The sequence below is a fragment of the Pseudomonas sp. TSO6 genome (genome assembly GCF_056098905.1).
Map to the genome: position 1 here is coordinate 112403 of NZ_JBLZWV010000069.1, position 13945 is coordinate 126347.

Below are 13945 nucleotides of genomic sequence, written 5' to 3' on the forward strand. Positions count from 1 at the left end.
TCACGCCCCTGTGTTGTGCAGTTCCTCGAACGTGATCGGCTCGATACCGATACGTGCATATTGCCGGGCGGCCGGCCGCTGCAAGGCCCAGTGCAACCCCAGGCTGCGGGCATTCCCCAGCTGATCGAGTGTTCTGGTGCCGCTGACGTTGCAACCTTGGCATAGCAGTTCGTCGCGCCAGGCTGGCTGCTCGCCCAACCAGGCCGGTGAAGACCTTGGTGCGCGTTTCAGCGTCGACTTGAGTGCCAGCTTCACGCGGCCAAAGCCGCGTTCGAACAGGGGTAAGCTGTCTGAGTTCATGATCTGTGTGTCCCCGTGAGTTGCTACTGGAGGTACTTCGCGATCTGGTAGCGCACCGAGCCATCGCCACTGGCGAACTCGTCCACCACACGGCAGTTGCAGTGCCGGGCGCCTCTGAAAAGATGGAGGTGTAATCCCCTGCCAGTTACCGATCAGCCTGTTCGTACTCACTGGCAGCTCATTGCACGTCTCGAAACCGAACAAAGTGATGAGGCTCAGCTCCTGATGGTGAAGCAAAGTCTCTTGGGCCACTGTGAGGTCGATGTGATAGGCGCTGAAATTTTTGCGGCGAACACATGGCGGCCCTGATGCACCTTGAACATAGGCCTCACTGCTTCATCCCCAACTCAGCATCGTCCATCAGCGCCTTGGCCATCGCGCTCAGATAGTGGGCAGCCCAGATCATCATCGGCTTTTCATCCATCAACCCAGTGATCGTCAGTTCGCGCACATAGCCCATCAATTCAGAAGACTGCTCGCGGGCGTCCCTACACGGGATGCCGGGCTCGATGCGGAACAGTGGGTGGGCGCCGTTTTCGCCTTGGTAGAAGGTAGTCTTGCCGACGGTCAACTGCGTGTCTTCTGTTGTCATTGCTCAAATCCCCTGGAATTTATCGACTGCCTGTGCGGCCCTTTCGCCGGTAAACCCGCTCCAAAGTCCACCGCAAGCCATGGCATGGGATGAGCGTTGTAGAAGCGGGTTTACCCGCGAAAAGGCCCGTTCAGACAACACATCACTCAAACCTCAATGAAAAGTCCAAAACTCAGCAGACATCTGTAGCCGAATCGATGCCGACTCCAGCGTGGCCTGTTACTCATCCGTATCATTCCATTGCATTTTTGAGGGGCAACCATGCTGTAGCCACACAGTAGGAGGGGGTATAAAGCCTGTACAGTTGATTAAATCGAAGTGCTGGTTCGATCCGACCAAATCAGGTGGTTACATGGGTAAAGCCCTCGACATAGACGTATTGAGAACCTTCCAGGCAGTCGCCCGGCTTGGTCGCTTCAAGGATGCAGCCGACTACGTACACCGCAGCCCATCGGCAGTGACCACGCAGATCCAGAAGCTGGAGGAGAAGGTCGGCCAACAATTGTTTGCCCGCAGCAACCAGTCGGTGGAGCTGACCTCGGCAGGCCGGCACTTGCTGGGTGAGGCAACCCGCTTCTTGATGGCCCATGACCGGCTGCTGGCTACGCTGTCGTCGCAGCAGATCACGGGCAAGGTTCGCCTGGGTGTACCGGACGGCTATGCCGCCAACCTCATGAGCGATTTTTTACCGGTGTTCGTCGCCAGCAACCCGAAACTGGAACTGGAAGCGGTGGCATGCTCCAGCGCAGAACTCATCGACCTGTTTGCGCGACAACGACTGGACCTGGCAGTGGCGGTCAGCAGTGAACACTGGCAGCAAGGTGAATGGCTTCGCACCACCCAGCCGCGCTGGGCCGCTGCGCCTGGGTTCGAGTACGATGCCAGTCGCCCCTTGCCACTGGCACTGCAGCTGAAGGGCTGCCCCTACCGAGAAGCGGCCCTGCAGGCGTTGAAGGCTCACGGCATTGCCTACCGTATCCTGCTTGAAAGCGCCAACTGGCATGCGGTGCTGGCATGCATGCGCAGTGGCCTGGCCGTCGGCATCGTCGAAGGGCTGGACAGCGGCGATACATCGCTCGCGTTCATGGAAGGGAAGGGCCTGCCCGCGCTCCCGGAACATCACCTTTACCTGCTGACGGATACCTCCCACCATGTCGCGTTGCAACTGAACGAAATGTTGAAAGCTGCCATTCAGAAAGATGGGCTGTCAGCAACCGGTGTTATTTCCTGACCTGGGAAGTACCGGGCTGCCATAATGAGCTGGCATTGCTAGAGGCGCGCGACGACACTTGCCTCACCATGCAGGACGAGTGGTTCTAAGGGGGAGCCACCGTGTACACGGAGGCTTTTGCATGTTCGATTCCAGCGCCCTGCTGCGCCAGCGCTTTGCCGCGCTGCGCAGTACGGCCGAGTTGTTTTCCCTGCGCCATGTGAAACAGTCGCACCAGGCGCTGTCGGTTCGCCGCAATGTCGCCGAGCCACCCTTCTTCAGCCAGGACGAAGGCGCCATGCTCACCGTGCGGGTCAACGGCGTGGAGGCCTATGCGGCCACCGCCGACCTCTCCGAGGCTGGCCTGCAACGCGCATTGGAACAAGCCGAGGCGCTGGCCCGGCAGATTGCCCCACACAGCCTGCTGGACCTGCGCAACCAGCCGGTGACCAGCGCACGCCACGACCATATCTCGCCCAACTTCGACCAGCCCGTACCCAGCCTCGCCGACTGCCTTGGCCTGCTCGCCGCCGAATCGGCCAGCGTGCCCAAAGACAGCCGCCTGGTGGACTGGCAGGCCAGTCTGGGTATGAGCCTGGTCGAGCAAACCTACCTGAACTCCGCTGGCGCAGAACTGCGCCATGCACAGCGTTTTCTGTTCCCGGGCCTGGGCGTAACCGCCAGCGACGGCAAGGACAGCCAGAGCCGCAGCCTGGGCCGCGACAACTTCGGCCAGCAGGGCGGTTTCGAGATCATCGAGCGCTGCGGGCTGGTCGGCGCCGCCCGGCAGGTGGCCGACGAGGCACTGCAACTGCTGCTGGCCCCCAACACTCCCAGCGGCCCGCGCGACCTGCTGCTGATGCCCGACCAGATGATGCTGCAGATCCACGAATCGATCGGCCACCCGCTGGAGATGGACCGCATTCTCGGTGACGAGCGCAACTACGCGGGCACCAGCTTCGTCAAAGCCAGCGACTTCGGCCACCTGCAGTACGGCTCCAGCCTGTTGAACGTGACCTTCGACCCGACCATCGGCGAAGAGCTGGCCAGCTACAGCTTCGATGATGACGGCAGCCCGGCCAGCAAGCAGTTCCTGATCCGCGACGGCCTGCTGCTGCGCCCACTGGGCGGCGCGCTGTCGCAGTTCCGTTCTGGCCTGGACGGCGTGGCCAACAGCCGCGCCTGTGGCTGGAACCGTGCACCGATCGACCGCATGGCCAACCTCAACATCGAACCGGGTGATCAGAGCCTGGAGCAACTGGTGCAAGGCATCGAGCACGGCATCCTGATGCGTACCAACCGCTCGTGGTCCATCGATGATGCGCGCAACAAGTTCCAGTTCGGCTGTGAATATGGCCAGTTGATTGAAAACGGCGAGCTCAAGGGCATCGTCAAGAACCCCAACTACCGCGGCATCTCCGCGCAGTTCTGGCGCAACCTGTCGGCGGTCGGCGACCGCAGTACCTTCCAGGTGCTGGGCACGCCCAACTGCGGCAAGGGCGAACCCAACCAGGTGGTGCGGGTCGGGCACGCCTCGCCGGCCTGTGTGTTCCGCCAGATCGATGTATTCGGAGGAGACGCCTGATGAAGCACGCTTTCGAAACGCTTGTCGGGGATGTACGCGCTGCCCTGCAAGCAGGCGAGCAGTTCACCCTCGGCTACAGCGCAGAACAGTCGCAGTTCGTGCGGTTCAACCACGCCAAGGTGCGCCAGGCCGGTGAAGTGAGCCAGGCAAGCGCGCAACTGCGGCTGGTGCGCGATGGCCGCCAGGCGGAACAGCAAGTGACCTTGAGTGGCGACGTGCAACTGGACCGCCAGCGCCTGAGCGATGCCCTTGAGCAACTGCGCCACACCTTGCCGTTGCTGGCCCTCGACCCGTACCTGCGCCTGGACGAAAGCGCCTGGCACAGCCACAGCCTGCTGGACCATCCCCTGCCCGCACTGGACGAAGTACTGGCCCTGCTCGACCGTGAAGCTGGCGACTTGGACCTGGTCGGCATTTACGCCGCCGGCCCGATCTGCCGGGGCTTCGCCAGTTCGTTCGGGGCCTTTGGCTGGCACCAGGCCAACAGCTTCAACGTTGACTGGAGCCTGTTCCACGAAAACGGCCAGGCGGTGAAGGCCAACTATGCCGGCCAGCAGTGGAGCGCCGACGACTTCACCGAGCGCCTGCGCCAGGCACGTGAACAGCTAGGCTTCCTCGGTCGCCCTGCGGTCACCCTCAAACCCGGCAGCTACCGCGCCTACCTGGCGCCTGCGGCCATGGACGAAATCGCCGGCATGCTGTGCTGGGGCGGTTTTTCCGCACAGGCCCTCGCCACCGGCAACAGCGCCTTGCAGCGCCTGTACAACGGCGATGCACGGTTAAGCCCGCTGGTAAGCTTCACCGAGCAGGTCAGCGGCTCGCTAAGCCCGGCGTTTTCCGATGAAGGGGCGCCACGCCTGGATGTGCCGTTGATCAAGCAAGGCGCGGCGCAGCAACGCTTGATCTGCGCACGCAGCGCGGTCGAGTTCGAGCTGCTGGCCAATGGCGCCGACAGCTACGAGTCGCCCTGCGCGCTCAGCCTGGCGCCAGGCAACCTGGCCAATGAGCAGGTCCTTGAGCGGCTTGGCACCGGGCTGTACATCAGCAACCTGTGGTACCTGAACTACTCTGACCTGCCGGCAGCGCGCATGACCGGGCTGACCCGCTTCGCGACCTTCTGGGTGGAAAACGGGCAGATCCAGGGGCCGGTGAGCACCATGCGCTTCGATGACAGCCTTTACAGCTTGCTGGGTAGCCAGCTGGAGGACCTGACCCGGGAGCGCGAGATGATCTTGTCGACCAGTACCTATGGCCAGCGCAGTACCGGGTCGAGCCATTTGCCCGGGGCACTGGTCAAAGGCCTGACCCTGACATTGTGACTGGACTTGCCGGCCCTTTCGCGGCTTAAGCCGCTCCCACAGGATTTCCACTGCCCTCAAATGTAGTGATATCCCTGTGGGAGCGGCTTTAGCCGCGAAAGGGGCGGCACTGACAAACGAGGAAGTCATGCCTGAGCGCACCCCGCTGGACCCCGTCACCGCCCGCTGGATCCCCTGGGTGGTGGCCATCGCTTTCTTCATGCAGTCCCTGGACGGCACCATCCTCAACACCGCGCTGCCGGCCATGGCCCGCTCGCTTTCCGAAGACCCGCTGCGCATGCAGGGTGTGATCATCGCCTACATGCTCACCGTGGCCCTGCTGATCCCCGCCTCGGGCTGGATCGCCGACCGTTTTGGCACCAAGCGCATCTTCTTCAGCGCCATCCTGCTGTTCAGCTTCGGCTCGCTGCTGTGCGCAGCAGCCAATAGCCTCGGCTTCCTGATCTTCGCCCGCGTCGTCCAGGGCCTGGGCGGTGCACTGATGCTGCCGGTCGGGCGGCTGGTGGTGCTGCGCGCCTACCCGCGCAGCGAGCTGGTGCGGATCATGAGTTTCATCACCATCCCTGGCCTGCTCGGCCCACTGCTGGGGCCAACCGTCGGCGGCTGGCTGGTGGAAATCCTCAGCTGGCACTGGATCTTCCTGCTCAACCTGCCAGTCGGCCTGATCGGCTGCATTGCCGTCTGGAAGTTCATCCCGGACCTGCGCGGTGCCGAGCGAACCTCGTTCGACGGCCCTGGGTTCCTGTTGTTTGGCGCAGCGATGGTATTGATCACCATCGCCATGGAAGGCCTGGGCGAGTTGCACCTGCCGCACCTGCGGGTGATGTTGCTGCTGTTCGCCGGCATGGCCTGCCTGGCCGCCTACTGGCTGCGCGCCGGGCGCGACCCGGAGCCGCTGTTCTCGCCCAGCCTGTTCCGCGTGCGCACCTTCGCCATCGGCATCCTCGGCAACTTGTTCGCCCGCCTGGGCAGCGGCGCCCTGCCGTTCCTGGTGCCTTTGCTGCTGCAGGTGGCACTGGGCTACTCACCCGCCCAGGCCGGTATGAGCATGATCCCGCTGGCGGCAGCGGCCATGCTGGCCAAGTCTGTCGCAAGGCCGCTGATCGAGCGCTTCGGCTACCGCATCATCCTCACCGGCAACACCTTGTTGCTGGGCCTGCTGCTGGCCAGCCTCGGCCTGGTCGATGAGCAGACACCGTACGCAGTGCTGCTGATCCAGCTGGGCCTGCTGGGCGCGGTCAACTCCATGCAGTTCACGGCCATGAACACGGTAACCCTGATCGACCTCGATGACGCCAGCGCCAGCAGCGGCAACAGCCTGCTGTCGGTGGTCGCACAATTGGCGCTGAGCCTGGGCGTGGCCTGTGCCGGCGCCTTGCTTGGAGGCTTTACCGCCGCCGGTAGCGCCGAGGGTGTGGAAAGCACCCTTGGCGCCTTCCAGTTGACGTTTGTCACCATCGGCGTGATGGCCATGCTGGCGGCAGCGATCTTCCTGCAACTGGCGCCGACGGACGGAAGGCGTGCCCGTCGTCCGGAACAACACATGGAACCGTAGGGCGAATGGCCACGAGGCTGGTAGACTGTGCGGCATTTTTTCGCTTCGCAACGCAGGCCCGCCTCGTGACCACCGAATCCACCGCCTTTGCCACTTTGCCGTTGTCCGCCGCCATGCTGGCGAACCTGGACGCCCTCGGCTATGCCTCGATGACGCCGATCCAGGCCCAGAGCCTGCCCGTCATCCTCAAGGGCCAAGACCTGATCGCCCAGGCCAAGACCGGCAGCGGCAAGACCGCCGCCTTCGGCATCGGCCTGCTGAACCCGATCAACCCGCGCTACTTCGGCTGCCAGGCGCTGGTGCTGTGCCCAACCCGCGAGCTCGCCGACCAGGTGGCCAAAGAGCTGCGCCGCCTGGCCCGCGCCGAGGACAACATCAAGATCCTCACCCTGTGCGGTGGCGTTTCGCTGGGCCCGCAGATCGCTTCGCTGGAGCACGGTGCGCACATCATCGTCGGTACCCCGGGGCGCATCCAGCAGCACCTGGACAAAGGCACCCTGGTGCTCGACGGCCTGAACACGCTGGTGCTGGACGAAGCCGACCGCATGCTCGACATGGGTTTCTTCGACGCCATCGCCAGCATCATCGGCAAGACCCCATCGCGCCGCCAGACCCTGCTGTTCTCGGCCACCTACCCGTCCGGCATCAAGCAGCTGGCCGCCGACTTCATGCGCAACCCGCAGCAGGTCAAGGTCGAGAGCCTTCACACCGACAACCAGATCGAACAGAGCTTCATCGAGATCGACCCACAGCACCGCCTTGAAGCCGTCACCCGTGTGCTCGGCCACTACCGCCCGCAATCCTGCGTGGCGTTCTGCTTCACCAAGCAGCAGTGCGAGGACGTGGTTGCCCACCTGACGGCCAAGGGCATCGTCGCCCAGGCCCTGCACGGTGACCTGGAGCAGCGCGACCGTGACCAGGTACTGGCCATGTTCGCCAACCGCAGCAGCTCGGTGCTGGTGGCCACCGACGTGGCCGCGCGCGGCCTGGATATCGATGGCCTGGACATGGTCATCAACGTGGAGCTCGCGCGTGATGCGGAAATCCACGTGCACCGCGTGGGCCGTACTGGCCGTGCCGGCGAGAAAGGTGTGGCGGTAAGCCTGGTGGCACCGGCAGAAGGCCACCGCGCCCAGGCCATCGAAGACCTGCAGAAAAGCCCGCTGCGCTGGGACTCGCTGGACAGCTTGAAGAACAAGGGCGGTGAACCGCTGCTGCCGGTGATGACCACGCTGTGCATTGCCGCAGGCCGCAAGGACAAACTGCGCCCTGGTGACATCCTGGGGGCACTGACCGGTGATGCCGGTATCCCCGGCAAGCAGGTGGGCAAGATCGCCATCTTCGACTTCCAGGCGTTTGTTGCCGTGGAGCGCGCGCTCGCCAAGCAGGCCATGCAGCGGCTGAACAGCGGCAAGATCAAGGGCCGCGCCCTGAAAGTCCGCATTCTCTGACATTTTTTGGGGCTGCTGTGCAGCCCATCGCCGGCAAGCCAGCTCCCACAGGATCACCACAGGCCTCAGGCTTGTGCAGGGCCTGTGGGAGCTGGCTTGCCGGCGATGGGCCGCACAGCGGCCCCAAACTACCCATGAGGTAACACCGTGCACTCCACCGACGTGATCATCCTCGGCGCCGGCGCCGCCGGCCTGATGTGCGCCCAGCTCAGCGCCCGCCGTGGCCGCCGGGTGCTGCTGCTCGACCACGCCAACAAGCCGGGCAAGAAAATCCTCATGTCCGGCGGCGGGCGCTGCAACTTCACCAACATGTACACCGAGCCCGCCAACTTCCTGTCGCACAATGCGCACTTCTGCAAGTCGGCCCTGGCCCGCTATACCCAGTGGGACTTCATCGAGCTGGTGTGCAAGCACGGCGTGGCGTACCACGAGAAGAAGCTCGGCCAGCTGTTCTGCGACAACAAGGCCAGCGACATCCTCGACATGCTGCTGGCCGAATGCGACGAGGCCGGCGCCGAGATCCGCATGCACACCAGCATCGAACACATCGAGAAGACCGAAAGCGGCTACCTGCTGCAGACCAGCGGCGGCCAGTTCGCCTGCCAGTCGCTGGTGATCGCCACCGGCGGCCTGTCGATCCCGACCCTGGGCGCCACCGGCTTCGGCTACCAGGTGGCGCGCCAGTTTGGCCACACCCTGCTGCCAACCCGCGCCGGGCTGGTGCCGTTCACCATCACCGAGCCCCAGCTCAAGGCACTGTGCACCGAGTTGTCCGGTACCTCGCTGGACTGCACCGCCAGCTGCAACGGCACCAGCTTCCGCGAGAACCTGCTGTTCACCCACCGCGGGCTGAGCGGCCCGGCGATCCTGCAGATTTCGTCGTTCTGGGAAGCCGGTGACACGGTCGAAATCAACCTGCTGCCGGACCGCGATGCGCTCACCTGGCTGCAACAGATGCAGGCCGAACGTGCCAACGCCGAACTGAAGACCGTGCTGGGTGAGGTATTCACCCGCAAGCTGGCCAACCTGCTGGCCGAGCAATGGTTCGAGTCCAGGCCGATGAAGCAGTACACCCCGGCGGAACTGGCGCAAATCGCCGAAAAACTGGCGAACTGGCAAGTGGTGCCGGCCGGCACCGAAGGCTACCGCACCGCCGAAGTGACCTTGGGCGGCGTGGATACCCGTGAAGTGTCGTCCAAGACCATGGAATCGCTGAAAAGCCCCGGGCTTTACTTCATCGGGGAAGTGCTGGATGTCACTGGCCACCTGGGCGGTTTCAACTTCCAGTGGGCCTGGGCATCAGCCAACGCCGCAGCGCAGTTCGTGTAGAGTAGAATCCATTCAGCAGCACGGAACGCTTCTTGCTGGCCCGTGCTGCAATGCATTCTTCGCTCACTGCCTAGCAGGCCATCATGTCATCGAGCTCGTTCCGTCAGTCACTGCGTCGCCTGTGGGGCCAAGACAAGTTCAGCTACAGCATCCGGGTCACCATCGCCCTCACCGGCAGCCTGGCCCTGTGCTGGTACCAGAACGAGATGGCCCTGCTGATTCCGCTGTTCCTCGGCATCATCGCCAGCGCCCTGGCCGAGACCGACGACAGCTGGCAGGGCCGCCTCAGCGCCCTCGCCGTTACCTTGGTGTGTTTCGCCATCGCTGCACTGGCGGTCGAGTTACTGTTCCCCTACCCCTGGATATTCGCCATCGCCCTGGCTTTGGCGGCGTTCGGCCTGACCATGCTCGGCGCCTTGGGCGAGCGCTATGGTGCGATTGCCTCGGCGACACTGATCACGGCGGTTTACACCATGATCGGTGTGGACCAGCGCGGTGGCCAAGTGACGGACTTCTGGCACGAGCCCCTGTTACTGGTGGCCGGTGCGGCCTGGTACGGGCTGCTTTCGGTACTGTGGCAGGCGCTGTTTTCCAACCAGCCGGTGCAACAGAGCCTGGCCAAGCTGTTCTTCGAACTGGGCAGCTACCTCAAGCTCAAGGCCAGCCTGTTCGAGCCCATCCGCACCCTCGACGTCGAGGCCCGGCGCCTGGAGCTGGCCCAGCAGAACGGCAAGGTGGTGGCAGCGCTCAACGCAGCCAAGGAGATCATCCTGCACCGGGTAGGCAACAGCCAGCCCAATTCCAAGGTCAGCCGCTACCTCAAACTGTACTTCCTGGCCCAGGACATTCACGAGCGTGTCAGTGCCTCGCACTACCCCTACAACGGCCTGACCGAAGCGTTTTTCCACAGCGACGTGATGTTCCGCTGCCAGCGCCTGCTGCGTAAACAAGGCTCGTCCTGCCAGGAGCTGGCCCGCTCGATCCGCCTGCGCCAGCCGTTTGTGCTGGCCAGTGGTTACCCAGAAGCCCTCGAAGACCTCAACGCCTCGCTGGAGCACCTGCGCCTCCAGAACAACCCGGCCTGGCGCAGCCTGTTGCGCTCGCTGCGGGCACTGGCCGCCAACCTGGCAACGCTGGACCGCCTGCTAAGCGCCGCCAGCAACCCGGACAGCCTGGCCGATACCAGCGACAGCAGCTTGCTCGACCGCTCGCCACGCTCGCTGAAGGACGTGTGGAAGCGCCTGCGCACCCAGCTCACGCCGACTTCGCTGTTGTTCCGTCACGCCCTGCGCCTGCCGCTGGCACTGTCGATCGGCTACGGCATGGTGCACCTGATCCACCCGACCCAGGGCTACTGGATCATCCTCACCACGCTGTTCGTGTGCCAGCCCAACTACGGTGCAACCCGGCGCAAGCTGGTGCAGCGAATCTTCGGCACCGCCGTCGGCCTGACAGTGGGCTGGGCGTTGTTCGACCTGTTCCCCAACCCGGTCATCCAGTCGCTGTTCGCCGTGGTTGCCGGGGTGGTGTTCTTCGTCAATCGCACCACCCGCTACACCTTGGCCACGGCTGCGATCACGCTGATGGTGCTGTTCTGCTTCAACCAGATCGGCGATGGTTACGGCCTGTTCCTGCCGCGCCTGTTCGATACCCTGGTGGGCAGCCTGATCGCCATCCTGGCGGTGTTCCTGTTCCTGCCGGACTGGCAAGGGCGACGGCTGAACAAGGCGCTGGCCAATACCCTGGCCTGCGCCAGCGTGTACCTGCGCCAGATCATGCAGCAGTATGCCCACGGCAAGCGCGACGACCTGGCCTACCGCCTGGCCCGGCGCAATGCCCATAACGCCGACGCCGCGCTGTCCACGACCTTGGCCAACATGCTGATGGAGCCTGGGCACTTCCGTAAGGAAGCCGACGTCGGCTTCCGCTTCCTGGTGCTGTCGCACACCTTGCTGAGCTACCTCTCGGGGCTGGGCGCGCACCGTGACACGGCCTTGCCGGCAGAGGTGCAGGAGCAGTTGATCGAGGGCGCCGGGCAAAGCCTGGCCAGCAGCCTGGACGAGATTGCCAACGGCCTGGCCGCACGGCTACCGGTGGCGATTCACAGCGATGCCGAAGAGGCGCTGGCCAATGCCCTGGAGCAGATGCCGGAAGAGCTGGATGAACATCAGCGGTTGGTGCAGACACAGTTGGCGTTGATTTGCCGACAGTTGGGGCCGTTGCGGACCTTGGCGGCACACCTGATCAAGGAAGGTGCTCCGGCCTGATTGCCTTGTTGCCTGTGCTGGCCTCTTCGCGGGCGAGCCCGCGAAGAGGCCAGCACAGCGATTCAGATCAGAAGCCATGCTGGCGCAACAGCCGGTCATAGCTGCCATCGGCCTTCATCGCCGCAATGCCCTGCTCGAAACGCTCGACGATGCGCTTATGCTCCGGGTGCTTCAGGCTCACCAGGATATGCAGGGTGTTCTCCCCCAGCGGCGGCTCCACCAGCATTACCCCGTCACGCACTTCCTGCGGCTCACGCTGCAGGTTGTAGCGGGCCACGTACTCGTCTTCCACCGCCAGGTTCACCCGCCCTGCCGCCAGCATGCGTACCGCCGACGAAAAGTTGCGCACCGGCACCTTGTGCAGACGGGTATCGGCGTCGAATTCCGGGGAATAGGCGTAATCACGTACCACCGCGATGCTGTAGGGGTACAAATCCGACTGGCCTTTGTAGTGGAAATTTTCGCCCGTGCGTTGCAGCAGGCGAATGCGGTTAGTCAGGTAGGCGCTGGAAAACTGCCCGATGTTGGTGCGCGAGTCGTTGTACCAGGCATTGATCAGTATGTCGTAGCGCCCTTCACCTACCCCCAGCAGCGCCCGCGCCCAGGGCGCTTCTTCATAGCTGCTGCTGTAGCCGGCACGGGCCAGCGCCGTGGTGACGATGCTGGTCGCCAGGCCGCCGCCCGGCATGTTGGCATCCGTGAACGGCGGCCAGTTGTCAGCCACCAGGCGTAGCTTGTCGTGACCCGGGGCGGCCGTGGCCACCAGCATTGCCAATAATCCCAGAACACAAAGCAGTGGCCGCATGCTCAAGTCCTTTCGCAATGGTGGGCACACACTGCCGAAGAGATTACACAAAGCTGTTACCAAGGGCAGCGGCCAATAGTGTCATTTAGCCTCTATTTTGGCCGAAGGCCGTACACCATGCGATGATCGAAGGCCCACTCAAGGAGTTCGCGCCAATGTCCGTCGACTGGATCTGCAAGCACCACACCGACCTCGGCAAGGACCAGCTCTACGCAATTCTGCAATTGCGCATGCAAGTGCTGGTGGTCGAGCAGCGCTACGCCTATCAGGACGTCGATGGCCAGGATCTGACTGACGATACCCTGCACCTCATGGCCTGGCAGGATGACCAGCTGGTGGCCTACCTGCGCCTGCTCGATCCGCAGTCCCAAGGCGGGGACGTGGTAATCGGGCGGATGGTGACATCACCTGAAGCGCGCGAATTGGCGCTTGAAGAACACTTGCTGCTCAAGGGGCTTGAGGCAGCGGAGCATTGCTGGCCGGGAGTACCGGTTTACCTGTCGGCGCAGGCGCATTTGCAGGGGGTTTATGCCCGCCATGGGTTTGCGGTGGTGGGCGAGGAACATCTTGAAGATGACATCCCGCACATCGGGATGCGCAAAGGCTGATATTGCCGGGGGTGCTTTGCACCCCTTTCGCCGGCAAGCCAGCTCCCGCAGGTTACCCACAGGCCTGAGCCCCAAATGCTTCAGGGGTAACCCAGCACTTCGCGGATCTGCCGCAGATGGCGGATGATCCACTGCTTGTCGATCGCCCCCCAGTCATGAATGCGGTAATGCCCGGCGTGGTTGCGTGCGCCTTCCTGCTGTTCGAACTCGCAGACGATGTCCAGGTCGGCCAGGGCAGCGATGGTGTCCTGAGCCGTGCGCCGCGGCATGCCGGTGGCCTCCATCAGGGCGGGCACGCTGGTCGCGGTCTGGCTGTCGATCAGCCAGGCGACATACAGGCGACGGTAGAAGCTGCTCTTGGTCTTGCTCACTTCCATGCTGCGTAGTCCTTAACAGTTGCCCGGCAGCTCCCTATAGGTCAGGTAGACGCGCAGGTCGAATTCCAGTTGGTGGTAGTCCGGCTCCATATGCTGGCAGAGCTGGTAGAACGCCTTGTTATGGTCGCGTTCGCGCAGGTGCGCCAGTTCGTGCACCACGATCATGCGCAAGAACTGCGGCGCAGCCTCCTTGAACAGCGAGGCAATGCGGATTTCCTTCTTCGCCTTGAGCTTGCCGCCCTGCACCCGCGACACCGCCGTGTTCAGGCCCAGGGCCCGATGGGTCAGGTCGAGACGGTTGTCGAACAGCACCTTGTCCAGGTTCGGCGCACTGCGCAGGTATTGCTGGCGCAGGTCCTGGGCATAGCTGTACAGCGCCTTGTCGCTTTGCACGTCATGGCGGTCGGGGTAGCGGCGCTGCAGGTATTCGCCCAGGCGGTCGCTGTCGATCATCTGCCGCACCTGCTGTTGCAGGTGCGGGGGGTAGGCTTGCAAGTAACGTAATACGGTCATGGCGCTGCATTCGGCGTAACGAATGCCGATTCTA

Annotated in this window: 13 protein-coding genes and 1 pseudogene; 9 read left to right on the top strand and 5 right to left on the bottom strand. The window is 63.5% G+C overall.

The genetic code is table 11. From position 1 onward, the window contains the following. Positions 1-300, bottom strand: coding sequence for a hypothetical protein (locus ACN6NG_RS27395; protein ID WP_063423378.1), 300 nt, complete (start codon positions 298-300; stop codon positions 1-3). 328 nt (positions 301-628) lie between these two features. Continuing rightward, positions 629-892: a DUF3077 domain-containing protein gene (locus tag ACN6NG_RS27400; protein ID WP_063423377.1), complete on the bottom strand. Its 264-nt coding sequence runs from the start codon at positions 890-892 to the stop codon at positions 629-631. A 352-nt stretch (positions 893-1244) separates the two neighbouring features. Here ACN6NG_RS27400 and ACN6NG_RS27405 point away from each other — a divergent pair, with 352 nt between their 5' ends. From ACN6NG_RS27405 to yccS, 8 genes and pseudogenes are all read left to right on the top strand, one after another. Next, entirely contained in the window at positions 1245-2123 is an 879-nt protein-coding gene (locus ACN6NG_RS27405) for a LysR substrate-binding domain-containing protein (RefSeq protein WP_474317160.1), read from the top strand. Then, positions 2114-2212, top strand: a pseudogene (locus tag ACN6NG_RS27410) (hypothetical protein); the annotation flags it as partial. The gene ACN6NG_RS27405 and the pseudogene ACN6NG_RS27410, both read left to right, overlap by 10 nt. A 32-nt stretch (positions 2213-2244) precedes the next feature. Further along, the gene (locus ACN6NG_RS27415) at positions 2245-3687 is read left to right on the top strand and encodes a TldD/PmbA family protein (RefSeq protein ID WP_474317163.1); all 1443 of its coding nucleotides are present in this window, start codon (positions 2245-2247) and stop codon (positions 3685-3687) included. Beyond that, positions 3687-5006: a TldD/PmbA family protein gene (locus tag ACN6NG_RS27420; RefSeq protein ID WP_474317167.1), complete on the top strand. Its 1320-nt coding sequence runs from the start codon at positions 3687-3689 to the stop codon at positions 5004-5006. The genes ACN6NG_RS27415 and ACN6NG_RS27420 overlap by 1 nt, the downstream gene beginning before the upstream one ends. Before the next feature lie 127 nt (positions 5007-5133). Next, entirely contained in the window at positions 5134-6561 is a 1428-nt protein-coding gene (mdtD, locus tag ACN6NG_RS27425) for a multidrug transporter subunit MdtD (RefSeq protein ID WP_016501936.1), read from the top strand. A 113-nt stretch (positions 6562-6674) separates the two neighbouring features. Beyond that, on the top strand, positions 6675-8012 hold the full coding sequence (gene dbpA, locus ACN6NG_RS27430; RefSeq protein WP_231995348.1) for an ATP-dependent RNA helicase DbpA: 1338 nt from the start codon (positions 6675-6677) through the stop codon (positions 8010-8012). 147 nt (positions 8013-8159) lie between these two features. Then, positions 8160-9341, top strand: coding sequence for a BaiN/RdsA family NAD(P)/FAD-dependent oxidoreductase (locus tag ACN6NG_RS27435; protein WP_016489502.1), 1182 nt, complete (start codon positions 8160-8162; stop codon positions 9339-9341). An 83-nt stretch (positions 9342-9424) separates the two neighbouring features. After that, positions 9425-11608: a YccS family putative transporter gene (gene yccS, locus ACN6NG_RS27440; protein ID WP_016501938.1), complete on the top strand. Its 2184-nt coding sequence runs from the start codon at positions 9425-9427 to the stop codon at positions 11606-11608. A 67-nt stretch (positions 11609-11675) separates the two neighbouring features. Here the strand turns inward: yccS and ACN6NG_RS27445 are convergent, their stop codons facing one another. Beyond that, the gene (locus tag ACN6NG_RS27445; RefSeq protein ID WP_063423371.1) at positions 11676-12413 is read right to left on the bottom strand and encodes a substrate-binding periplasmic protein; all 738 of its coding nucleotides are present in this window, start codon (positions 12411-12413) and stop codon (positions 11676-11678) included. Between the two features lie 155 nt (positions 12414-12568). Here ACN6NG_RS27445 and ACN6NG_RS27450 point away from each other — a divergent pair, with 155 nt between their 5' ends. Beyond that, positions 12569-13021 (top strand): GNAT family N-acetyltransferase, encoded by a 453-nt coding sequence (locus ACN6NG_RS27450; RefSeq protein WP_063423370.1) that lies wholly within the window; start codon positions 12569-12571, stop codon positions 13019-13021. Positions 13022-13101: 80 nt separating this feature from the next. Here ACN6NG_RS27450 and ACN6NG_RS27455 read toward each other — a convergent pair whose 3' ends face one another. Together ACN6NG_RS27455 and ACN6NG_RS27460 are read right to left on the bottom strand one after the other, a co-directional pair. Beyond that, positions 13102-13398 carry a winged helix-turn-helix domain-containing protein gene (locus ACN6NG_RS27455; RefSeq protein ID WP_003249396.1) on the bottom strand — a complete coding sequence of 99 codons (297 nt, stop codon included), beginning with the start codon at positions 13396-13398 and terminating at the stop codon, positions 13102-13104. A gap of 12 nt (positions 13399-13410) precedes the next feature. Further along, positions 13411-13911: a M48 metallopeptidase family protein gene (locus tag ACN6NG_RS27460; protein WP_016501941.1), complete on the bottom strand. Its 501-nt coding sequence runs from the start codon at positions 13909-13911 to the stop codon at positions 13411-13413. Positions 13912-13945 lie beyond the last annotated feature (34 nt).